Consider the following 22,351-nt stretch of genomic DNA (forward strand, 5'->3'; position numbering starts at 1 on the left):
CTCCTCGATGTTGCTGATGAGGCAACAGTTGTTTTCGAATCTCCTCCATTTTGGCAGCCCGCGCTTTACGTCGCGATCCGGAAGGGCTGGAATGTAGCTATGACAGCGCACCGGGGATCCGTGACCAAGGCCGAACAGTTCCACAAACTCCATGATGCAGGGCCCGCGCCACTGGTGCTGGTGAACGTGTGGGACGCCGCCTCCGCCCGCGTTGTCCAGGAAGCAGGAGCGACGGCGATTGCCACCTCAAGCTCGGCCGTCTCCTGGAGTCTGGGGTTCCGGGACGGTGACCATGTGCCGTGGGGGCTGGCCATGGCCGCGTTGGGACGGGTGGTTGGCGCTACCACGCTGCCCGTGACCGCGGACATCGAGACGGGCTACGGGCGAACCGATGATGAACTGAGGGCGACCGTCCACGCAGTCCTGGACGAGGGTGCTGTCGGGATAAACATCGAGGACTCCGCCACGGAACCGCTCACCGACATCGACGAGCAATCGCGCCGCATAGCCCTCATCCGCGCCGCGGCCGACGACCGCGGGATTCCACTGTTCATCAATGCCCGCACGGACACGTATCTGTCCGGACAGTTCCCGGATGCGGCTTTCGACGAGACTCTGCGGCGTGCCGAGGCCTATCTCACTGCCGGCGCCGACGGCGTCTTCGTGCCCGGCGTCGTGGACCTGCATGTCCTCCACGAACTCTCCAGCAGGATACCGGCGCCGCTCAACGCGCTGGCGGGGGTGGGTGCGCCGTCGCCGCTGGAACTGCACGACGCCGGCGTCCGTCGCGTCAGTATCGGCGGCAACACCGCCAAAGCCGCCTACGCCAAGGTGGCGAGGGTTGCGAAGGAGATCCTGGGAGATGGCAACTGGGCCGGCCTCGCCGGGACACGCAGCCACGACGAGATGGACGCACTCTTTGCGGAGGGGCCCAAGTACAGCCAGTGAACTGATGCAACGCACGACGGCGGAGTCCGCCTTTAATGTCGGACCTCGCCGATAGCCTCGGATCCGAAGCAAAAGCCACCACGGCAGGGGAGTATGGATGGCACGACGCAGTGTGCAGTTCTGGCGGATCGAACAGCTGAACGGTGACGAGCTCAGCCGTCCCTTTCCGGCGCGCCGGGTGGCGGAGGTCCTGAAGAAAGCCCAGGATTCTGCGACGGACCGGCATTTCACCAGCGTGGACGGGACTGTGTTGCTCGCGCAGGCGGTGGCATCCTCGCCTCATCCTGTGCTGTTGCTGGACCGTGTCCGGGACACCAACCTGCCGAGTGTCGGCGACGCCCTTGGCCGGCGTAAACCACTCCCGCTGGCTCCCGGCGACCACCTCCTGGAGACCACCTATTTCGCGTTCCTGAAAAGGAACGTCATAGCCGTGCTCACCAGCGGCAACGGCCCGCGGGCATCCCGGATGGGGGAGTACCTCGGAGGGATGCTGGGACTGGAACCCACTCTGGTTCCTGTGGTGAGGGAGGATATCGAGGAAATCCTCACCCGGCTTGAAGTGAGCCGTTTCGAATTCGCGCTTCCCGCCGAGCGCCTCTCAGGGAAGCTCATGGAAGGTGAGTGGGCCGACGTCCTGGACAGCGCTTCACGCCTCATGAACGAAGGAACGTTCCGCATTTCCCTGAGCGTGGGCCGGTCCGGGAAGGCGGAGGACAAGCAACGGATCCGGGATCGTATTCAACAACTCATCGACCTCTTCCGCCGGGCCGGGTCCGTGGAGCACTTTGACTACGTGGTGGCAGAGGGCAAGGACTCCCTGACGGGCGACCGTGAAGTGGTTGACCTCCTGAAGGAACGGTTCGTGTCGCACATCGAGGTTGATCCGGACGTGTTCAACGATCCGCAGAAGTCAGTAGCCGAGGCCATAGCCATCCTCAACAAACAAGCCAAGGACAACGAGGCCTTTTTTGCGAGGACCCTGCCGGACGTCAAGGGCTCTGCTGACTCGAGCCTTGTGCCGGATATCGTCGCGGGCGGAATGGCTGCTGTGCGCGAGGCTCTCGTCGCGGCGACACTCGCTGATGAAGCCGCTGCAGGCGGGGAGGGCCATGAGCTTGTACGAGGTTGATATCGAACGCCCCGGACGGCGACGGACCCTGTGGCGGTGGTTCCTGCTGCATCCCACTGCCGACTATCTGTGGGCGGTTCTGGCCGTCCTGATCTGGTGGGGCATCGCCTTGCTGGCGCGTCAGCCGTTGATGCTGGAAGGGGTTGATGCCGGAACCCGGCGAACCCTCTTCCAGACGCTCGCCACCTTGGCCGGCGCCACGGCCGGGCTGACACTCACCAGTGTTTCCATGCTCATCAACGTGTTGGGCAAGAAAGCCGCGCCGGGCCAGCGGGAACTTCCCTTGGAGAAACTATCGGCCACCCATCGTCGCCAGATCGGTGAGGTGTTCCTGTTCGCCATCCCCGGGCTTGGCCTGCTGTTGGTCGCTGCCTTGGTCACCATGGTGCTGGAAGGAGGCGCGCCCACTGGTTTGTGGATTCCCGAGACCGTGGTGTTCGTGCTGGCGTTCGCCTCTGCCCTGGCTTTATTGCGCGTGGCCTGGGCCCTGCGGAGGGTGCTGGCGATCGCTACAGCGTGATGAAGGGGGTGGCTGTCCTAGCGCAGTGCCCGGAGGTATCGTCGCCGCACGCCGTTCTGTAGCAGCAGGAGGGCCGGGTACAGCAGTCGCCATGGTTGCTGCGGAGCCGGCCCTGTCAGCGAACGGATAGTCAGGCTTACCTGGTCCCCACTGCGATGCACAATGAACGCTTCTTCGCCGGAAACGGGATGCCCCGGGAGGGTCCGGTACGCGAAGCCCACCCGGTCCGGCTCTTTCACCACCGAGACCACCTCCACGGGTTCCAGCACCCTGAAACCGAAGAAATGTGCGGTGACCAGCACCCGATCACCCAGAGATACGGGGCTCGGTGAATCGACAGAGAATCCGCTTGCGGTCTTCACACCCCACCGGAGCACCTGCTCCGCGGCGCGTTCCCAGACAGCATCACCGACTCCCATGCTCGGAGATATCACCGCAGTGATCTCCGAGCGGCGGTAGCCCATCGCAGCACTGGGCCAGTCCTGCTCGTCAGGACATGTCATCACGTGTTCCCCCAAAGAGTTGCTCCCCACATCGCGGTACTTTGATGACGCCGAATCACGTCGCCAAGTTACAACAGGTCCCCAAGCTACAACAGCAAGCCGCTCTTCACCGTACCGCTGCTCAACCTGCCAGTTGCAGGCGGCGCCCCACTGCTCACCGTACGCTGAGGGCCTCCGTCAAGGTCCTGCCGTTCACGTAGATCTCCGCCCGCGATGCCCCGCTGGCTGCCACGATGGTCTGCGTTAGTTGTGCTTGGATACGCGGAATGTCGCACACGCCCCCTGGACGCAGTGATCCGCTGAGGTTCACCACTACCGTGGCCCCGCTCATGTAGCCGGACAGGTAGCGCAGCGATGAATCAGCCAAGGCGTCGTAGAGGGCGGCATCGCTGTCCACCGGCATTCCCGCCCCCAGCAGCCGGCCCAGCGCCACGGTCAGTGGATCCCCGGGAACGGCCACGCCGCGGACGGGAACCAGGCTGTCGTTGCAGCCGAACCGCACGCCGCGGGAGCCGCCGTCGTCGATTGCTACGTAGTAGACCGCCGGACCGGAGGCGTCCACGGTCATCACCGTGCCGGTTTCAGCAGGCTCGGGAGCGCTGGTGCCCGGCTCGGGTGAGGGCTCGACGGCGGCACGAGGCTGGGTAGGGGCGGCTGCGGGCGGAGCAGGGGTGGTGGAGGCGCCTGCACTCGGAGCGGGAGCAGCGGGCCCTTGGGACGACAGAGCCGGGGAAGAGGTCACCGGGGCGGGGATCAGCGACGCGGGACCGGCAACGGACGGCGTGCCTGGCGCGGAAGGACTGGAGGCCACCGGGGCGGTGGGCGAAGCGGCAGGTGAACTGACGGAAACCGTGGGCAGAGGTGCCGCGCTTTCAGGTGCGGCTCCTGCAGGACCGCCAGGGACGGTGGTGCAGCCAGCCACCCCCAGGCTGAAGAAGAGGCAGGCAGCCGTGATCGCCGTCGTACTTTTTTGTCCCCGTCCGGCATGCATGACAGCTCCGCGCTCCTGTCCGTCCACCTGTATCTCCAACGTTAGGCCGGGTGGGCGCAACACAACATGCCGCTACGGTGACGGTTCGGACAAGAGTTGGTCACGCTGGGCTGTCCGCAGTCCAGCAGCCCGCAGTCCAGCAGTCCGCGCGGCAGTAACGCGAATGCCCCCGCCCCGCACAAAGCGGAACGGGGGCATTGAAAGCGAAAGACTAGGCTGCTGCTTCTTCGTTCTGGACGGCGGTCAAGGGCTCGAAGATGCCCTTGATCTGCTCTACGACCTCGGCGTCGTCCTTCGGGTGCAGTTCAGCGAAGCGGATCATGGAACCCGGGACGGCCAGCTTGACGTCTTCCAGGACCTTGGCGCCGGCGATGCCGGCGGCCTTGCGGGCCTCGTCCTGGGCCCACACGCCACCGAACTGGCCAAATGCGGTTCCGACGACGGCGGTCGGCTTGCCGGAGAGGGCACCGGCGCCGAACGGGCGGGACAGCCAGTCGATGGCGTTCTTCAGCGATGCGGGCATGGTGCCGTTGTGCTCGGGGGTGACCAGCAGAATGGTGTCGGCGTCGGCTGCTGCGGCGCGGAGTGCGGCTGCTTCGGCGGGGACCTGACCCTCGACGTCGATGTCCTCGTTGTAGAACGGGATGCTGCCCAGCGAGCCGTGGATCTGTACATCAACATTCTCAGGCGCGTTCAGCTGGATGGCTTCGGCGAGCTTCTTATTGTGGGAATCGGCGCGAAGGCTGCCGACGAGGGTAAGAACGGTGCTCTTGGACATGGTGTCTCCTTGTGTCTGGACAGGTGCCTTGCGGAACCCGACCTGCGGTATCTGGGCTTTGGAGCCTTCATCGATACTAAACGGACTATGGTCCGCTTTCTATTCCCGGGGTCTAGAATATTTCTGTGAGCTCCATCCCTCTTCGGCCGGACGTGCCCTTGGGCGCGCCGCACGAGCGCAGCGATGCCGCCCGAAATCGTGAGCGCCTTCTCAGTGCTGCCCGGGACTTGGTGGCAGAGTTCGGTGCTGAAGCACTTACTATGGACGCGCTCGCCTGTAAGGCCCATGTGGGCAAGGGCACCGTCTTCCGCCGGTTCGGCAGCCGGGCGGGGCTCATGATGACCCTCTTGAGCGATTCTGAATCCGAGTTCCAGCAGGGCTTCATGTTCGGGCCGCCACCGCTGGGTCCAGGCGCCGCCGCTAAAGAACGACTGATTGCGTTCGGCGAAGGGCGGATCTACTTCGTCCTGGAAAACGGCGAACTCCTGAAAGCGGCGGGTGCTGCCACCCGCAACAGGTTCGATGTCCCCGCAACCAAGCTCTCTCACCGCCACATGGAGATCTTGCTCCGGGAGGCGGGGATTGCTGATCCCTGGGTCATGGCGATGTCCCTGACCTACGCCTTGGACCCTGAGCGCATTGTGGACGACGTCCGCGTGCGCGGCATTTCACCCACGCGCCTCACGGACTCCTGGCGCGAACTGATCACGCGGCTGCTGCCCGCCGCTTAGCCCACGCGGCTGCTGCCCGCCCGCCGCTTGGGCGCGCGGATGCCCCTGCCCCGCCCTGTTAGCGCCCCCATTGCCGCTACTGCAGGCGCACAAGTGCCTTTGGTGTCGGTAACGTGACGCAGTCTGCACATAACAATCTGGCTGCAGGCGCGAAACTGGACGCGATGAAGCAAAACGTGAAGCAGTTATTGTGGTAGTTTCCTCTTGAATGTGACGCATGCCATACAAGGCTGGTGATCACTGAAGGGGTGCGGGGGACCCAAGGCCCGCTGCGCCAATTCGTAGCTGACGCCGGCCACAGCCGGGAACCGCGGAAGGACGAGCATTGAGTTTTGCCACGATTCGGGGCAGCCGCCCGACATGCTGAAATATCTGATGAAGCGGTCGGGCATCTACCTGATCATGATCTTCCTGACCACAAGCGCCGGCTACTTCCTGGCGGTCTCATCACTCAAGCCCGCAGTTCTTGAGCAAGAGAAAATCCCGCGGCCAACCCCTGAACAGGTCAACGCTTCCTTCCGGGGACTGGGCCTGGACCCGGAGAAGAATGCCTGGGAACGCTACGTCGACTGGCTCGGTGGCATCCTCACACGCTGGGACTGGGGCCGGAGCCCCAACGGCGCGTTCGTCAACGCAGAGTTCGCCGACCGCGTGCTGGTCTCCACCCGCTTGTTCATCGCCTCGATCATCCTCACGCTGATCATCGGCGTCGCCCTCGGTGTTTATTCCGCAGCACGCCAGTACAAGGTGCAGGACCGCGTCATCACGTCCTACAGCTACCTGGTCCACATCCTGCCCGCGCCCATCGCCTACTTCCTGGTGCAGCTCGGAGCCATCAGCATCAACGAGGCCGTTGGGGAGCGCATCTTCTTCGTGACGGGAATTTCGACGCCGGGAATCGACCCCGGCTGGCCGGCTTTCGTTGACATGGTGGCCCACTACGCCGTGCCCACCTTCGCGATGACCATCTTTGGTTGGGCCGGGTACCAGATCGCCCAGAGGCAGTACCTCCTGGACAACGTCAATGCCGACTTTGTCCGCACAGCACGTGCCAAGGGGCTCACCCGTAACCAGGCCATCAGGAAACACGCCCTGCGCGTCTCCTTCATCCCGGTGGCCCAGAGTATCGCGTTCACCATCCCGGCCATCTTCACGGGAGGTTTCTTTGCGGAAGCCATTTTCGCCTGGCCCGGCATCGGACTCTGGAGCATCCAGGCCATCAGCCTTCAGGACGTCAATGTAGCCACCGCCACGCTGGCCTACGGCTCCGTGATCTTCGCGATCGGTGCCATCCTTGCCGACTTCGCCACCACGCTGGTCGATCCACGAGTGAGGGTCCAGTAATGACCAACATCATCGATCCCATCGCGGAAATCGACGAAGCCCGGGTTGGTGACCAAGACGTCGTCATCGGCAAATCCCGCATCATCTTCCGTCGCTTCATGCGGAACCGTACCGCCGTCGCCGGGTTATTCATCTTCCTGGCGCTGTTTCTCTTCTCGATTTTCGGCGGGTTCCTGACGTCCTGGGACAAGGACACCCTTGATCCGTTGAACATTGGCATGCCGCCGTCACCGGATCACCTGCTGGGCACCACGCAGGCCGGCATCGACCTCATGGCACTGATTGTGGACGGCACGCGAACCTCGATTCTCATCGGCCTCATTGTGGGCGGCGTGTCCGTGCTGATCTCCGCTGTGTACGGCTGCACCATGGCCTTCTTTGGGGGCAAGGTGGATGCCACCATGCTGTTCATCCTCGAAGCACTCATCATGATGCCCGCCATCCTGGTGGTTGCCGTGGCAACCAGCGGCAGCGGTGGCCTGAAGGACCTTCCCAGCTGGCTCCTGCTGGTGGTGGTCCTGCTGTTCTTCAGCTGGATGGGAACTGCCCGCCTGGTGCGCTCGCTGTCCATGTCGCTCATGCAGCGCGACTACGTCAAGGCCGCCAAATACATGGGCGTCCCTTCCCGCCGCATCGTGTGGCGTCACTTGGTTCCGAACATCGGCTCGTTGCTGGTGCTCGACTTCACCCGCGGCATCACCGGCGCCATCCTTGCCGAAGTAGCGTTCTCCTTCATCGGCATCGGCATCAAGCTTCCCGACGTCAGCCTCGGTGTCCTCATTGGGCAGGCCACGGGCCAGGTGTCCTCCTTCCCGTGGATGTTCTGGGTACCGCTGACTGTCATGTTCCTGCTGACCGGTTCGCTGGCCATGATGAACGACGGCCTCCGCGATGCCTTTGACCCCAGCTCCAGTTCCATTGGCCGGGCGAAGACCAAGACCGCAAAGAAGGTCAACAAATGAGCACCAACATCTCCCACACCCCCGCCGAACGCCTCCGCGACGCCGGACTTTACGCACCCGGCGACGCCGTCCTGAGCGTCCGCGACCTCAACGTCCGCTTCAACTCCGAAAATGGTGTGGTCCACGCTGTCCGCGGAGTGGATTTCGACCTCATGCCCGGCAAGACCCTGGGCATCGTGGGCGAGTCCGGCTCCGGCAAGTCCGTCACGTCCATGGCAGTCATGGGGCTCCTTCCCGAAACTGCGGACATCACCGGCTCCGTGCGTTTCAAGGGCAAGGAACTCCTGGGCCTCAGCGACAAAGCCATGTGCAAGCACCGCGGCAGTGACATCGCCATGGTGTTCCAGGACCCGCTCTCCTCGCTCACCCCCGTCTACACGGTGGGCACCCAGATCATTGAGGCGCTGACGGTCCACAACCCCACCATGAGCAAGCAGGCCAAAGAAGCCCGCGCCGTCGACCTTTTGCGCATGGTGGGCATCCCGAGCCCCAAGGATCGGCTGAAGGCCTTCCCGCATGAATTCTCCGGCGGCATGCGCCAGCGCGTCATGATCGCCATTGCGATCGCCAACGATCCGCGGGTACTCATCGCGGATGAACCCACGACGGCGTTGGACGTCACCATCCAGGCGCAGGTGCTGGAAGTCCTGCACACCGCGCAGGAGGAAACCGGCGCCGCCGTCGTCATGATCACCCACGACCTCGGCGTCGTAGCCGGCATGGCCGACGACATCATGGTCATGTACGCGGGCAAGCCGGTGGAAACCGGCACCGTGGAGGACATCTACTACAACCCGCGGATGCCGTACACGCTGGGGCTCCTTGGCGCGGTTCCCCGCATCGACACCGCCACCAAACAGTCACTGGTTCCCATCGAAGGAACGCCACCCAACCTCGCGCTACCGGTGACGGGTTGCTCCTTTGCGGCCCGCTGCCCCTTGGTCAGCGACGCTTGCCTGCACGGCGAGCCGGAGCTGTTCCCGGTACCTGGTGTTGAAGGTCAGACGCTGGGACACAAGGCAGCCTGCATCAAATCCGAAGAACTTTCCGGTCATGCGGACGCGCACAAGATCTTCCACGCGCCGCCCAAGCCGGTTTCAAAGTTCGACGGCGTCCCTCGCGTCGAGCGCGACAAGGTCCTGGAACTCAAGGACGTGAAGAAGCACTTCCCGCTGCTCAAGGGTGCCCTGATCAAGCGACGGATCGGCACGGTCAAGGCCGTGGATGGGCTGAGCTTTGACATCCGCGAGGGCGAGTGCGTCTCGATCGTAGGGGAGTCGGGCTGCGGCAAGACCACCACGCTCCTGGAAATCATGGAGTTCCACCCCGATCAGGTGGGCGAAGTGGTGATCGGCGGCGTCAGCAACAAGGTGGCCACCGACCACAAGACCAAGATGGCCATGCGCAAGGAAATGCAGATGGTTTTCCAGGACCCCACGGGCGCCCTGGATCCGCGTTTCACAGTGTACGAAGTCCTGGCCGAACCGCTGGAAAACCTGGGGATGCCCAAGGCCGCCATCAAGAAACGCATCATGGAGCTCATGAAGCTGGTGGGCCTTCAGCCTGACCACGTGAACCGCTTCCCCAACCAGTTCTCCGGCGGCCAGCGCCAACGCATCGGCATCGCCCGGGCGCTCGCGGTCAATCCGAAGCTGGTGGTCCTGGATGAGCCCGTCTCTGCACTGGACGTGTCCGTCCAGGCCGGCGTCATCAACCTGCTGGACCAACTCCGCGCCGAACTCGGACTCAGCTACCTCATGGTGGCCCACGACCTCTCGGTGGTCCGCCACATTTCTGATCGTGTGGCAGTCATGTACCTCGGCAAGATCGTGGAAACCGGCGACGTGGACGATGTCTTCGATAACCCGCGCCACCCCTACACCAGGGCTTTGCTGTCGGCGATCCCCGTGCCGGACCCCCAACTGGAACGCACCCGTGAACGCATCATCCTGCAGGGTGACCTGCCCAGTCCGTTGGATGCGCCCAAGGGATGCAATTTCGCCACCCGTTGTCCCGTGTTCGCCGCACTACCTGCCGCAAAGCAGGAGAAGTGCCTTACTCTGGAGCCGCCACTGGCTTCTGAGAAGGAAGGCGCGCAGGACTTCGCATGCTTCTTCCCGGATGGAGAGCTGGATGCCGACATGCTGGTGGTGCATGCCTGACGACATATGAAGCATTGAATACATCCGTGGTCTCAACTCGCAAAGATATTTCAGTCGTAAACACGAAGGGCAAACCATGAAGAAGTACACGACGATTGGCGGCGTGGCGCTCGTAGCAACGCTCATGCTGACCGCTTGCGGCGGGGGAACGCCGTCGGGTCCGGCCTCACAGAAGGCCGAAGCAAGCGGCGGCGACATCAGCAAGCTGATCAGCGTCAACGCCAAGGAAGCAAAAGACCTGGAGCAGGGCGGCACAGTCACCCTGGGAACCGTGGATCTCGGGCCGGATTTCAACAATAATTCCAACGTCGGGAACAGTGGCCCCACCGCCGCTGTGTTGACTCCCGTTAATCCGGCAGGCCTTAGCAGCGGCGGGATCGGCGGTTGCTGGAAGCTGGACTTTGACGGCAAGGCTGAGCCGAACAAGGACTTCTGCGAAGAGGTGAAGAGCGAAATCAAGGATGGCAAACAGACCATCACCATTAAGGTCAACGACAAGGCAACCTGGAACGACGGTACGCCTATCGACGTTAAGACGTTCGAGAACACATGGAAGATGTCCCGCGGCGAAGATAAGGCGATTGACATCGTCAACCCGGGGTCATATCCGTTTGTTGAATCAGTCAAAGCTGGTGCCAACGACAAGGAAGTCATTGTCACCACTACGCAGCCGGTCTATCCCCTTGAGGATCTCTTCTTCGGACTGATCCACCCTGCCGTCAACACGGCGGAGATCTTCAACAATGGCTTTGCGGGCAACATGCATCCTGAATGGATGGCTGGCCCGTTCAAGGTGGAGAACTACGACACCACCGCCAAGACCGTCACCATGGTTCCCAACGACAAGTGGTGGGGCCAGAAGCCTGTCCTGGACAAGATCATTTGGCGCCAGATGGAACCCAGCGCCACCATCGCCGCCTTCAAGAACGGCGAAATTGATGCTACTGACGCTCGCTCCCTGAGCCGCTACAAGCAGCTTGAAGGAACCAAGAACGCTGAGGTACGCCGCGGTCAGCGACTGTTCGCCGGTGGTCTCAACCTCAATGCCGAGCGGCCGGCCCTCACCGATGTGGCCGTCCGCAAGGCGATCTTCACGGCCGTGGACCGAAAAGCTCTCCGAGATGTTCAGTTCAACGGCCTGAACTGGTCCGAGGAAAGCTCGGGCTCCATGATGCTCATGCCGTTCTCCGAGTACTACCAGGACAACTACCCCGTGAAGGACGCGGACGCTGAGGCCGCCAAGAAGGTCCTCACCGATGCAGGTTACACTGCCAATGACAAGGGCATCATGGCCAAGGACGGCGTCCCCGTAACGTTCAAGGTGACCTACTTTGGCGAGGATCCCACACGGGCGGCCGTCTCACAGACCCTGCAGAAGCAGCTTCAGGCGGCGGGCATGGATGTCGCCGTTGAGCAGCGCGGGGACGCGGACTTCCAGAAGGTTCTGGGGTCGCGGGAGTTTGACCTGACGATTTCTGGCTATCAGGTTGGCCCGGATGCGACCAGCGGCGTCAAGCAGTTCTACGAGTCGACCACCAACGAAAACAAACTCGGCGATGCTGAGCTGGACGCTGAAATCAAGCGCCTGGCAACCATTGCTGATGACGCCGAGCGCAACAAGGCCGCCATGGAGGTCGAGAAGAAGCACATGGAGAAGTACTTCTCCATGGGTACCCTGCTGAACGGCCCGGAGATCCAGTTCGTGCGCACGGGCCTGGCCAACTACGGTCCGTCCCTGTTCAAGAGCAACTCCAACGTTCCTGACTGGACCACCATCGGCTGGGAAAAGGGCGCCAAGAAGTAGCCCTCCCGCTGTAGTTTTCCAAGGTGTAGTTTCCTGAAGGCCGGGAACGTCCCTGAATCCCTTGATGGGTTCGGGGAAGTTCCCGGCCTTCGCCGTCCCCAACCCTCGCTCACATCCCGCGTGCTCCAGCCCGGCCCTCTCTCACATCACGCGGGCAATCCGGGAACCCTCGTTCACATCCCGCGTGCTTGGGCCCCACCCTCGCTGGCATCCCGCTCCCAAAGACCAGATCTGGGGTCGTGAGATGTACAAGATGTACGTAAAGTACATTAACGACTATAGTTGGCATATGGGAACCGCAGATTACGTGGTGAGTGTTGCCGACCTCCGCGTACACCTTTCAGATACCATCAACCGCGCCGCATACGGACACGAGCGGATCAGCATCACGCGCCGCGGTAAAGTCGCCGCCGTGCTCATCAGCGCTGAAGACCTCGAGCGGCTTGAACGGCTCGAAGATGAGGCAGACCTTAGAGCGCTTCAGACCGCGAAAGCGGAAGATGATGGTGCCAGGGTCAGTCTCAATGATCTGCTGGAGGAAAATGGCATCACCCGGTGAGCCGATACCGGGTGGAGTTCAGCACGGCGGCGGCCAAACAGATTCGGAAGCTTGATGCTCCGGTCCGCCGCAAGATTCTTCTGGCCATTGCCGAGTTGGAACTGTACCCACGTCCAGTCGGAGTCAGGAAGCTTTCCGCAGAGTCGAATGCCTGGCGAATTCGTGTTGGTGACTTCAGGGTCCTCTACGAGATCCATGATGGTGAACTCATCGTCATCATCTTCCGTGCCGCCCATCGTCGCGAGGTCTACTGATCTAGCCTAGGGTCATGACTTCCCAGCCGATCCGTACCGCCGTCGCAGGCTTTGGCCTTTCGGGCAGCGTGTTCCACGCGCCGTACATCGCCAGCAACCCCGCCTATTCGCTTGCCGTCATCTCCACTTCGGATGAGGCGCGCCAAGCAAAGGCCAAGGACCGCTACCCGCAGGCCACCATCGTCAGCACTCCGGCGGACATCCTGGCGCTGTCGGACCAACTGGACCTCATCGTGCTGGGCACCCCGCCCGCAACCCACTACGCACTCGCGAAAGCCGCGCTGGAAGCCGGACTCGACGTCGTCGTCGATAAACCGTTCGTAGTTCACAGTGCCCAGGGTGAGGAACTGATCCATCTGGCGGCGAATCTGGGCCGTGTCCTGACGGTCTACCAAAACCGGCGCTGGGACGGCGACTCGCTCACCGTCAGGAAACTGCTCGACGCCGGAACGCTGGGGACCGTGACCAGGTTTGAGGTGGGCATGGAGCGCTGGGCGCCGGAGATCGCCAAAGCCTGGAAAGCCAGTGCCGCGGCGGAAGACGGCGGCGGTGTCCTGTTCGACCTCGGCACCCACGTACTGGACCTGTGCCTGCAGTTCTTTGGTCCAGCTACCGTCACCTACGCGGAAATCCAGGCCCGCCGTCCCCAGGAAAGCGTCGATGACGATGTCTTCCTGGCACTCCGGCACCAGTCCGGCGTGGTCAGCCATGTCACCATCAACCTGACCAGCCACCTGCACGGCCCGCGCTTCCGCATCCTGGGTACCGAGGGCGGCTTCGTGAAGTTCGGCACCGACCCCCAGGAGCCCTATGTGCTGGGCGGCGGGCTCCCTACGGACCCGCGGTACGGCGTCGAACCTGCCGAAAACCATGGCACGTTGGAACTGAACGGTCAGCGCATCGAGGTCCCCACAGAACGCGGCGCCTACCCAGAGTTCTACCGGATTCTGGCGGACAAGCTCGACGACGGCGGCGCGGCCTCCGCGCTTCCCTTACCTGTGGATCCGGCCGGCTCCGTTGCGGTGCTGAAGCTGATTGAGCAGGCTAGGACGCTGGCGTAACGTCTGCGCTGGCAACCAGCGAGTAGATGGCCTTGAGGTCGTCGTTGCCTTCGGTGGGTTGGCAGCTGCCCGTCAGCTGGACGATATCCGCAGCGGTTTCCTGGTGAACTACCGTGACGGCGGTGAACTGGGCCAGGGAGCCGGCCTGGGGGTGTGTGTACCGCGCCTCGCGTACGTGCCAATCCCGGCCATTGATCACTACAGGCTCCGTGCCCAGCAGAACGGCATCCGGCAATGCGTCCAGGAACGAGTCCACGGACGCAGCAATGTCCTGGAGCTGGTAGCCGGGCAAGCGGCGCGACACGGTGATGACCACGTTTGCGGTGTAGCTGCCCTCGGCTGCCGGGGCCATCATGGCTCCTACGGCGTCGGGGACCACATGCTGGGACCATCCCGCCGGCGCGTTGAGTTTGATGGTGGGGTAGGCGGGGAACGCGGCGGACGGGAAAACCTGGTGCGATGTCATGGGAGCCCTTTCGGAGCGCTGTCAGTCAGTTCGGGAGGCTATTTGTTGAGGAAGTCGACGAACCCGGTCACGGAATCCACGAACCCGGACGGGCTGATGGTGATCTGGCCACCGGCGCCCAGGCCCAGTTCCGCGGTGAGCTTGGCACCCGCGCCGAGGGTGAGCCCGTCTTCGTCCATGGAAGCCGTGAAGAAGTGACCCTCGCCAGCTCCGGCGGCCACCGTTGCGTTGAGCGTCAGTGTCTGGCCCAAAACCTCGACATACCGGCTCCCGGTCAGTTCCGCTCCGGCTCCGGCGCTGAAGGCTGTACCGGTGGTCTCGCGGCCCTTGACGCTGACTTCACCTTCGCCCGCGCTTGCCCAGGCACCAGCGCGCAATTCTCCGCCCTGCCCTAGGGAAAACAAGCCGCCAGCGAACTCGGTCTTGTTATCCATAGTGACCTTCTGGCCAGCGAAACCCTCACCGCCCGCAGAGAACAGGAACGGGCTGCTGGCATTGGCGTGGGCGCTGGCCTCCACTCCGGTCATCATTCGCGTGGTGGCGGTGTTGGTGACCCAGCCGTCGAAGAAGTCGGATCGTGTGGTGGTCACGTTCTCTGCGCCTGCGAACGCTTCGCCGGTGGCATGGGCGTTGGGAAGTCCGAGCCCGAACGGCACGCTGGCCCCGTACTCGCCTTCGGCGCGGGCTCCGACAAAGGTTTCGTTGGTGACCGTCGTCTTGACGGGACCAAATTCTGAGCTCGCCTTCCAGGTCATGTCACCACCAGTGGAAGCTTCGCCGGAGCCACCGACGTCGATACCGGCCGGACCTATGGATCCGTGCGTTTCGCCCGATGCTTTACTGTCGAAGGAGCCGTTGCCTTCAACCGTGACGGGACCGTATGTGGTGGGATCAAAAGTGAACTCCAGCGACCCCGGGGTTGTCCTGCCCGACCCGCCGGAAGGGCCTCCCCTGGATCCGCCACCCGAACCACCCAGGGATGCCTGCTCCTGTTGCTCCGCGTTGAGCTTCAGGGCGCGGGCATTGGTCCGCAAGCAAACAGCTGCGGCGCCAAGCCGTCCGTGGAGGTCGCTCTGCCACCTGCTGCGGAACTGCTCGGCGTCATTGCCTCGCCAATAAGTTCCGTTCTGAATCATTGCGGTGAGTTCCCGTTGAAGACTCGTGATCTTCTCGGCCTCAGCATCCATTACGGCCGATAAACGCCGGAGATCTCCGACGTCGGCGCCCACCAGTCCCTGTCCCATCACGCATCCCCTGAACGTAGCGACATCAAAATACCTGGGACCAGTCTTGGCGCCAGGTGTCTCCCGAGCATAGTTGTCCGGGAACAGGGCTGCCATGGGGAGAACTACCGGGGGTGGATAACTCCCTCCGGAAAATTTCGGCCACCTGCGTAACCTCGCTGCAGCCGTGAACGATGTAAGGGGAGTGCGGGCCACGTCCGCACGCTGATCATCCGGCCGCGACCCAACCGCTGCCGGGGCAATCCCAAGAATTTTGTCGGAGGGTTTTATGTCCTTGTTCACTGTCCTCGCCACCAGCAAAGTCGCCGCGGGCGTCCTGGCCGCCGGAGCTGTAGCTGCCGGTGGAACCGGTGTAGCTGCCTTCAATGGTGCGCTTCCCACCGGAATCCAACAGACCGCACATGACCTCGTTGGGGCACCTGCTCCGGTTGACGGTCCGGCCGCTGAAGCAGCCGACGGCGCCCGGACCGCCAGCACCAAGTCGGCTGACGCCGTCGGGACCGCGCAAGCAAAGGCGACCGAAGCCGCCGAATCCGGTCAGGGCAAGGCTGCCGACGCTGTTTCCGATGCGAAAACCACAGCCAACGATGCCACGTCCCCGGAAGCGTTCGGCCTGTGCACCGCGTTCCTCAACGGCGGCCTGAAGTCTGATGCCAAGGTCCCGGGCTTTGAGTCCTTGACCATTGCCGCGGGTGGCGAGGCGAAGGTGGAAGCGCACTGCGAGGCAGTGGTTGATGCCGGCAAGGCCGCCGACGCGAAGGCGAACGGTTCGGCCCAGGCAGACGCCGACGCCGATGCTTCCGTGACGTCTGAACTTCCGGCAACGCCGGCGGTCCCGGCCGTCCCCGCCAAGCCTGCCGTCCCGGCGACGCCTGCCGTCCCGGCGACGCCTGCCGTCCCGGCGACGCCTGCCGTGCCGGCAACCCCCGCAGTCCCGGCGACGCCTGCTGATCCGGCCCTCCCGTCGCAGGTTCCGAGCGGCGCTCCGGCGGATGTTCCGGCGGCACCGGGCGCACCCCTCGATTCTGTCCGCTAACCACGCAGCGGCTACGGTTTAACGGCGGGGTTCCTTGGCTTAGGGCAAGGAACCCCGCCCTCGTAACGTGGGATGGAGGCGTCCACGGGTGCTTGACCCTTTAGCTGACGAATACGTGCAGGCGGACCAGGATGACCCCGCGCTGCTCTTTACGGCTGCCTACAACAGCTTTTCCGGGCCGGTCTTTGGCTACCTCCGCGCCCGGGGTGTGGACGACCCCGAAGCCGTCACCCAGGACGTGTTCCTGGCTCTGTACCCAAAGCTTGAAACCCTCCACGGCGGCCTCCAGGGTGCCAAGACACTGCTGTTCTCCATTGCCCACGCCCGGATGGTGGACCACTACCGCAAACGCGAACGCACGCCTGACTCCACGCCTTACGAGTCGGAACTGGATTCGCGACGTGCGCCGTCGGCGGAAGACCAGGCCTTCGGTCGGGCCTCCGGTTTGGGAGTCACGGAACTCTTGAACGACCTCGCGCACGACTACCGGGAGGTCCTGGCATTACGAGTCATTGCCGACCTGTCCGTGGAAGAAACAGCGGACATCATGGGCAAATCCCAAGGCGCCGTGAAGCAGTTGCAGCGCCGGGCCTTGGGCGCACTGAAGAAGCGGGCACATCGAACGAACGGCACATCATGAGCGAACACTTACCGCCCCGCGGACGCAGGCACCAGCAGGCAGTCGACCGGTTCCTGGCCGACTCCGGCCTGGAGGGCGACGCCGAACTCCGCACAGAACTGCTGGAACTCCGTTCGCTGGCCGACACTGTCCCCGTGCCGTCCGAGGCAGTTCGTGCGCTTATGGTCAGCGCCCAAGGTGCAGCCACCCATAAGATCACGACGACGGATGGTCCCGCTGCGTCGTCGGGCGCACCGACGGCGGTACTCGCCATGGTCGGTGACCCTGCACGTCTGAAGGGCCCGACGCCGCCGGCTGAACCGGCGCCGGCCGGAGACCCAGCCCATGGGGGCGCCCTCCCTGCCGACGAACTTGCTGCGCGGCGACGGACGAAGCGTCGCACGGCCATTGCCGGCCTCGCCGTCGTGGTGTCCTTGGCCGGCGGTGCAACTGCTGCGGCCGCGTCCGACGGCGGAATCCCGGGTGCCGTCCAGCATCTTGGCGCGGCCATCGGCTCAGTGGTCTCGCAGTTCACTCCTGGTTCCGGCAACGCTCCGCAGCAGGGTGGCCCCGCCGGTTCCACTCCGGTGCCGACTGTTGAGGAGACGCCCGCAGTTCCCGACCGGAGCCAGCCCGCCCCGGCACCCGCTGCCCCTCGTCCAAGCGGCAAGCCCGGGACGGATTCCCTTCCGCAGCCCGGCGGAGGAGCGTCGCCTCAAAAACCCAAGGATCCCTCACCCCACGAACCCGGGAACGGCGGCATCCCCACGCCGGTGGTTCCTGTGACGCCGCCGGGGATCGACCAGCCGGGGATCGACCCCTCGCGGATCGATCCGGCGGAGCTCCGCCCGTCGGACATCCCCGTGACTGTTCCCACCCATGTGGTTCCCTCACCGCCAGCCAACCCCGATATCCCCGCGAAGTGACACTTAATGCCAATGTTCGTCAGAAACATTGGCATTAAGTGTCACCTCGGCGCGGATTGAACCACGCCGTCGGGCGTGGGGTCCTAAGCGGAAACCAGGCTGTGCCAGTCGGTGACGAGGGGCAGGTTGTGCGCCTCGGAAACGGAGTGGTGTGCCACGTGGCCTGCGGCGATGTTGAGGCCGGCAGCCAGCGCGGGATCGCGGTCCAAGGCGGCCTTGACGCCCAGGTTGGCCAATGCCACGGCGTAGCGCAGGGTGACGTTGGTCAGTGCGTATGTGGAGGTGTTCGGAACAGCGCCAGGCATGTTGGCAACGCAGTAGAAGATCGAGTTGTGGACCTTGTACGTCGGTTCCTGGTGGGTGGTGGGGTGCGTGTCCTCGAAGCAGCCGCCCTGGTCAACAGCGATGTCCACCAGGACCGAGCCCGGCTTCATGCGGGCAACGAGCTCGTTGGTGACCAACTTGGGAGCCTTGGCGCCCGGGATCAGGACTGAACCGATCACGAGATCTGCGTCGATGACTGACTTCTCGATCTCGTAGGCGTTGGAGGCAACGGTCTTCAGGCGGCCCTGGTAGAGGGCGTCGAGTTCACGCAGCCTGTTGATGTTGATGTCCATGATGGTGACATCAGCACCGAGGCCCAGCGCCATGGCAGCTGCGTTGGTTCCTGCAACGCCTGCGCCGAGGACAACAACCTTGGCCGGGCGGACGCCCGGTACGCCGCCCAGGAGGACGCCCTTGCCGCCGGCGGGAGCCATCAGAGAGGAAGCGCCGACCACGACCGAGAGGCGGCCTGCGACCTCGGACATGGGGGCGAGCAGCGGAAGGGTGCGGCCTTCCTGCACGGTTTCGTAGGCGATGGCCGTGACGCCGGAGTTGATGAGCTCGGCGGTGAGCTCGGGCTCTGCGGCGAGGTGCAGGTAGGTGAAGAGGATGAGGCCCTTGCGGAAGCGGTGGTACTCGGCCGCGATGGGTTCCTTGACCTTCATGACCATGTCCGCACGGCCCCAGACGTCGTCAGCGTCGTTGACGATTTCGGCGCCGGCGATCGAGTATTCCTCGTCGGTGATGCCCGAGCCGAGGCCTGCGCCGCGCTCAACCAGAACGGTATGTCCGTGGGTGCGGAACTCGTGGACACCTGCGGCCGTGATGGCTACGCGGAATTCGTTGTTCTTGATTTCTTTGGGGACGCCGATGATCATCTGTGGGCTCCATCGTTAGCGGCCTCTTCGGCCGAAAATGTGTTGCGGGCTGTGATTCCAGAATAGATCCGGCTGTGAGGCAGGCGACATGCGTTTGGTCGCGCGCAGATGGAGAAGCCCCGGAAATTCAACGATCTTCATCACGTGAGCTCGACATTTGTCGAGCGATGGAGCGTCAGGTGTCGCCTGCTGTTGGTACGCTTTCCTGATGCAGCAGGACGTGGAACAGATCGTTGAACGCGTGGCGTTGAAGCTGGGCCGCGGACTGTCCCTGGAAGACCTCGACGGCGTCCTCCTCGCCTACAGCTCCAACCAGTCGCACGCCGACCGCGTCCGCGTGAACTTTCTCCTCAGCAAGCGCGTCCCCAGCGACGTCAGTGTGTGGCAACTGTCCCACGGCATCGCCACGGCGGTGCGTCCCGTCGTCGTTCCCGCCAATGAGGAACTCGGCATGTTGGGCCGCGTCTGCGTGCCGCTCCTGGTGCGCGGCTTCCGCGTGGGCTACTTATGGGTCCAGTTGGACGTTGAAGAGCAAAGTGCGACGGCGATACTCGCCGAGTTGCCCGGCGTGCGTGACGAGCTGGACCTGTTGGCGGGGTTGCTCCTTGATTCCAACACCGCAGAATCGGAGTTCCGGCGCAGGCGTGAGCAGGAGTTTCTCTCGGCTTGCAGCGGCGAATCGAATGCCGTGGCCGCCGTGGCCGGGTGGAAGGAAATCCAAGGCCGCGGTCCATGGCAACTGGTGACCATCCTGGACGCGGAAGGTGCGAGGTCCGACGTCGATCCCCTTGCCGCAACCCTGACCCACCGTTCAGCCGCGCTGCAGTCCACCATCGGCGTCAACGCTGCGTTGTTCAGTGCCGGAACGGAGACGCATTCGGTGGTCCTGTTTCGCGAGTCCGGTGGCCGGGCAGACCACGCCCAGGTGCTGGTCCACTATCAAATGGAACTCGCCAAACGCGCGGGCCGCAAGGTGGACCGGGTGATCCTGGGCATCAGCGAGCCGTTCCACGTGATCCGGCAGCTCTCAGGAGCGTACCGGCAGTCCAAAGTTGCGGCGCAGGCCGCCGCGGTCGATCGACCCCTCGGCGAGCTCGTGGACAGCCGGGCCGTAGGCGTCTATCAGCTCTTCGACCGCCTGCTGGCACCCGGAGGCTGGGATGACACCGGTTCCGTGCACTTCCGAACGCTGGAGGACCAAGACAAGAACGGCGAACTCCTGCCCGTCCTGGAACTCCTCTATGACAGTGATGGTTCTGTCCAGGACGTCGCGACCAAACTTCACCTCCACAGGAGCAGCATCTACAACCGGCTCGGCCGGATCCGCCAGCTTATCGGCGCTGACCCGTTGAGCGGAGCGATCCGCCTCGAACTGCACGCTGCCTTGAAAGCCCGCCGCTGGGCAGGCCGGCCACGGATCTAGATTGGAAAGAAGAAAAGGCAGGCACCCTGGGGGTGCCTGCCCTTTTCGCAGGGTCTTGCTTTAGGAACGCCTCAGCCGCTGGCAGCTCCAACGTCCCAATCGGCGTCGGAACGCGGCCGTCCGGCTGCTGCTGCAGTACCGGCTGTGCCATCCCACGTGCGTGGTGGTGCGCGGCAAGCGCGTGCTCATTTGAGGGCGTCCTTTGTCGCGTTAAGGATCTCTTCGAGTGCCGTCTCGGTGGGCTGCGGCGCGGTGGCCGCGCTGGGCTTGCCCGTGGGCTTGGGTTTGGTGGTCTGCGTGGGAGTCCCCGTCGGGGTGGGGGTAGGAGTGGGAGTGGGCGTGACCGTCGGTGTGGTTGTGGGCGTCGGCGTCGTGGGTGGCGTAGTGATCGTGTCCGACGGCACCTCACTGGGTGCCGGCGCAGGCTGGGTGGGGACCGGGCTGGCGGTGCTGGGTGCCGCGGCGATGGTTGACGGCACTGCGGACGGGACCCAGACGGGGTCGGCCAAGGAGACTTTCGGGGTGGGAACGGACGACGGCGACACAGGTGCGGGCGCCTCCGGAACCGTGGCCGGCTGGCCGGCTGCCGACGTCGCTGCAGCTGACGCGGAGGGTGACGAGGCCGTCGAGTAGGAGGCGCTGGGTGCGGGGGCCGCTGTGCCCGAATTTCGATTGGAGGCGTTGGCTTCCTGGGAAGGCGTCTCCTGGCCGAAGAACGGCAGCTCGAGGGCCTGCCCCAAGGTCCCGGCTGTCAGGACCAGGCCGAGGGCGCCAGCCACCACGGCCATGCGCTGGCTCATGTGCTTGACAGACGCAGCTTTACGCAGGACCGCCTGGGGTTCCCGGCCAAGGGACGATCCGCCCATTCCCGGCCTGGAAGAACTGGGAGCGACCGACTGCTTTCGAACGTCCTTGCGGCTTGCCAGTGAAGCCGACGCTGTGGCGGCCGCAGCAACTTGCGCCGGGGATGTGCCCCGCGGTGAAACGGGTGCCGGCGAAGCGGGTGCGGCAGCAGGCTCTTGGCGGGCGGCCACAACGGGAATGGCGGCGGTGGCAGGTTGGGACGCGGCAGGCTGAGGCGTTGTCGGCTGCTCGGGATCCTCCTGCTCGGAACGTGACGCCTGAACAATCGGAATGGCCGAGGTAGGAGGCCCCGGCGTGGTGGAAGCCGGAGCTGCAGCCTGTGCGGCCTCCACGACCGGAATGGCCGCGGTTGCCGGCTCGGCAGCTTCGGAGGGCTCTCCTGTTGCGGATGCAGCTGGCTCGGCCTCGGACGACGCCGGGGCGGCGGGCGCGATCACAGCCAGGGCTGCCCGCTCCCGCTCGGCCGCGCGCGCGGCCGCTCGCGTGATGGGTGTCGCGACGGTGGGAAGGGCCGCAGTGGCGGCCTCCGGCGTCGTGCTTGTCGTTCCGGGTGCGGCAGCAGTGTCTGCCTGCACGCTGATGGGGGATCCGCTGGGTTGGGCCCGACGGCGTCCGGTTGGCTTGGTGCGCTCGCGTTCAGTCTCGGCGCGGCGCGGCTGATCCATGGTTGGGGACATGGTGGTTGCCTCTCAACGCCTTCGAGGTTAGCTGTCGGGTTCGGACGAGGCCGTCCGGCCGCCGTAGCGGCTTCACCCCAAGGACTTTGGAAAGTCCGGGAACTTTTGGGTCCCCCGCCTCTGCCGCGGGTCTGGCGGATCCCGGAAT

22 protein-coding genes and 1 riboswitch are annotated in these 22,351 nt (G+C 64.1%); of the genes, 15 read left to right on the forward strand and 7 right to left on the reverse strand.

The features are described from left to right. Positions 1–99: 99 nt before the first annotated feature. The 3 genes from RQH14_RS03595 to RQH14_RS03605 all read left to right on the forward strand — a co-directional run bounded on the left by RQH14_RS03595 (position 100) and on the right by RQH14_RS03605 (position 2,597). Positions 100–948, forward strand: a complete 849-nt coding sequence (locus RQH14_RS03595; RefSeq protein ID WP_311211969.1) for an isocitrate lyase/phosphoenolpyruvate mutase family protein — start codon at positions 100–102, stop codon at positions 946–948. Between the two features lie 97 nt (positions 949–1,045). Then, complete coding sequence (locus RQH14_RS03600) at positions 1,046–2,077, forward strand: hypothetical protein (RefSeq protein ID WP_311211970.1); 1,032 nt, start codon at positions 1,046–1,048, stop codon at positions 2,075–2,077. Next, the gene (locus RQH14_RS03605) at positions 2,058–2,597 is read left to right on the forward strand and encodes a hypothetical protein (RefSeq protein ID WP_311211971.1); all 540 of its coding nucleotides are present in this window, start codon (positions 2,058–2,060) and stop codon (positions 2,595–2,597) included. The genes RQH14_RS03600 and RQH14_RS03605 overlap by 20 nt, the downstream gene beginning before the upstream one ends. 17 nt (positions 2,598–2,614) lie before the next feature. Here RQH14_RS03605 and RQH14_RS03610 read toward each other — a convergent pair whose 3' ends face one another. From RQH14_RS03610 to RQH14_RS03620, 3 genes are all read right to left on the reverse strand, one after another. After that, entirely contained in the window at positions 2,615–3,100 is a 486-nt protein-coding gene (locus tag RQH14_RS03610) for a DUF1990 domain-containing protein (RefSeq protein ID WP_311211972.1), read from the reverse strand. A gap of 154 nt (positions 3,101–3,254) precedes the next feature. Further along, positions 3,255–4,118, reverse strand: a complete 864-nt coding sequence (locus tag RQH14_RS03615) for a GerMN domain-containing protein (RefSeq protein WP_311211973.1) — start codon at positions 4,116–4,118, stop codon at positions 3,255–3,257. Positions 4,119–4,302: 184 nt separating this feature from the next. Continuing rightward, a complete protein-coding gene (locus RQH14_RS03620) occupies positions 4,303–4,869 on the reverse strand; it encodes an NAD(P)H-dependent oxidoreductase (RefSeq protein WP_311211974.1) in 567 nt (188 codons plus the stop codon). 125 nt (positions 4,870–4,994) lie between these two features. Between RQH14_RS03620 and RQH14_RS03625 the strand changes: the two genes are divergently transcribed. The 8 genes from RQH14_RS03625 to RQH14_RS03660 all read left to right on the forward strand — a co-directional run bounded on the left by RQH14_RS03625 (position 4,995) and on the right by RQH14_RS03660 (position 13,746). Next, on the forward strand, positions 4,995–5,600 hold the full coding sequence (locus RQH14_RS03625; RefSeq protein WP_311211975.1) for a helix-turn-helix domain-containing protein: 606 nt from the start codon (positions 4,995–4,997) through the stop codon (positions 5,598–5,600). Between the two features lie 360 nt (positions 5,601–5,960). After that, positions 5,961–6,944, forward strand: coding sequence for an ABC transporter permease (locus RQH14_RS03630; protein ID WP_089596580.1), 984 nt, complete (start codon positions 5,961–5,963; stop codon positions 6,942–6,944). After that, a complete protein-coding gene (locus RQH14_RS03635) occupies positions 6,944–7,906 on the forward strand; it encodes an ABC transporter permease (RefSeq protein ID WP_311211976.1) in 963 nt (320 codons plus the stop codon). The genes RQH14_RS03630 and RQH14_RS03635 overlap by 1 nt, the downstream gene beginning before the upstream one ends. Then, positions 7,903–10,068 carry an ABC transporter ATP-binding protein gene (locus RQH14_RS03640; RefSeq protein ID WP_311211977.1) on the forward strand — a complete coding sequence of 722 codons (2,166 nt, stop codon included), beginning with the start codon at positions 7,903–7,905 and terminating at the stop codon, positions 10,066–10,068. Before RQH14_RS03635 ends, RQH14_RS03640 begins: the two co-directional genes overlap by 4 nt. A gap of 76 nt (positions 10,069–10,144) precedes the next feature. Then, a complete protein-coding gene (locus RQH14_RS03645) occupies positions 10,145–11,872 on the forward strand; it encodes an ABC transporter family substrate-binding protein (RefSeq protein WP_311211978.1) in 1,728 nt (575 codons plus the stop codon). Between the two features lie 289 nt (positions 11,873–12,161). Beyond that, positions 12,162–12,431 carry a type II toxin-antitoxin system Phd/YefM family antitoxin gene (locus tag RQH14_RS03650; RefSeq protein ID WP_311211979.1) on the forward strand — a complete coding sequence of 90 codons (270 nt, stop codon included), beginning with the start codon at positions 12,162–12,164 and terminating at the stop codon, positions 12,429–12,431. Next, positions 12,428–12,685, forward strand: a complete 258-nt coding sequence (locus tag RQH14_RS03655; RefSeq protein ID WP_311211980.1) for a type II toxin-antitoxin system RelE/ParE family toxin — start codon at positions 12,428–12,430, stop codon at positions 12,683–12,685. The genes RQH14_RS03650 and RQH14_RS03655 overlap by 4 nt, the downstream gene beginning before the upstream one ends. Before the next feature lie 14 nt (positions 12,686–12,699). After that, a complete protein-coding gene (locus RQH14_RS03660; protein WP_311211981.1) occupies positions 12,700–13,746 on the forward strand; it encodes a Gfo/Idh/MocA family oxidoreductase in 1,047 nt (348 codons plus the stop codon). Here the strand turns inward: RQH14_RS03660 and RQH14_RS03665 are convergent. Continuing rightward, positions 13,730–14,212 carry a hypothetical protein gene (locus RQH14_RS03665; protein ID WP_311211982.1) on the reverse strand — a complete coding sequence of 161 codons (483 nt, stop codon included), beginning with the start codon at positions 14,210–14,212 and terminating at the stop codon, positions 13,730–13,732. The genes RQH14_RS03660 and RQH14_RS03665 overlap by 17 nt on opposite strands. Positions 14,213–14,250: 38 nt before the next feature. Further along, positions 14,251–15,456 carry a hypothetical protein gene (locus RQH14_RS03670; RefSeq protein WP_311211983.1) on the reverse strand — a complete coding sequence of 402 codons (1,206 nt, stop codon included), beginning with the start codon at positions 15,454–15,456 and terminating at the stop codon, positions 14,251–14,253. A 268-nt stretch (positions 15,457–15,724) separates the two neighbouring features. On the opposite strand from RQH14_RS03670, the gene RQH14_RS03675 reads away from it, so the two are divergent. The 3 genes from RQH14_RS03675 (at position 15,725) to RQH14_RS03685 (ending at position 18,037) form a co-directional block, all read left to right on the forward strand. After that, positions 15,725–16,492, forward strand: a complete 768-nt coding sequence (locus tag RQH14_RS03675; protein WP_311211984.1) for a hypothetical protein — start codon at positions 15,725–15,727, stop codon at positions 16,490–16,492. An 88-nt stretch (positions 16,493–16,580) separates the two neighbouring features. Next, positions 16,581–17,132, forward strand: a complete 552-nt coding sequence (locus RQH14_RS03680; protein ID WP_311211985.1) for a sigma-70 family RNA polymerase sigma factor — start codon at positions 16,581–16,583, stop codon at positions 17,130–17,132. Further along, on the forward strand, positions 17,129–18,037 hold the full coding sequence (locus RQH14_RS03685; RefSeq protein WP_311211986.1) for a hypothetical protein: 909 nt from the start codon (positions 17,129–17,131) through the stop codon (positions 18,035–18,037). The genes RQH14_RS03680 and RQH14_RS03685 overlap by 4 nt, the downstream gene beginning before the upstream one ends. A gap of 83 nt (positions 18,038–18,120) precedes the next feature. Here RQH14_RS03685 and ald read toward each other — a convergent pair whose 3' ends face one another. Then, positions 18,121–19,239: an alanine dehydrogenase gene (gene ald, locus RQH14_RS03690; RefSeq protein WP_311211987.1), complete on the reverse strand. Its 1,119-nt coding sequence runs from the start codon at positions 19,237–19,239 to the stop codon at positions 18,121–18,123. Positions 19,240–19,447: 208 nt separating this feature from the next. Between ald and RQH14_RS03695 the strand changes: the two genes are divergently transcribed. Further along, positions 19,448–20,662, forward strand: a complete 1,215-nt coding sequence (locus tag RQH14_RS03695) for a helix-turn-helix domain-containing protein (protein WP_311211988.1) — start codon at positions 19,448–19,450, stop codon at positions 20,660–20,662. Positions 20,663–20,847: 185 nt separating this feature from the next. On the opposite strand, the gene RQH14_RS03700 is transcribed toward RQH14_RS03695, so the two are convergent. Further along, positions 20,848–22,203 carry a hypothetical protein gene (locus RQH14_RS03700; RefSeq protein WP_311211989.1) on the reverse strand — a complete coding sequence of 452 codons (1,356 nt, stop codon included), beginning with the start codon at positions 22,201–22,203 and terminating at the stop codon, positions 20,848–20,850. Positions 22,204–22,205: 2 nt separating this feature from the next. After that, positions 22,206–22,350, reverse strand: a riboswitch (cyclic di-AMP (ydaO/yuaA leader). Between the last annotated feature and the right edge of the window lies 1 nt (position 22,351).

The sequence above is a fragment of the Arthrobacter sp. WCS2018Hpa-7 genome, assembly GCF_031843805.1.
GTDB lineage: Bacteria > Actinomycetota > Actinomycetes > Actinomycetales > Micrococcaceae > Arthrobacter.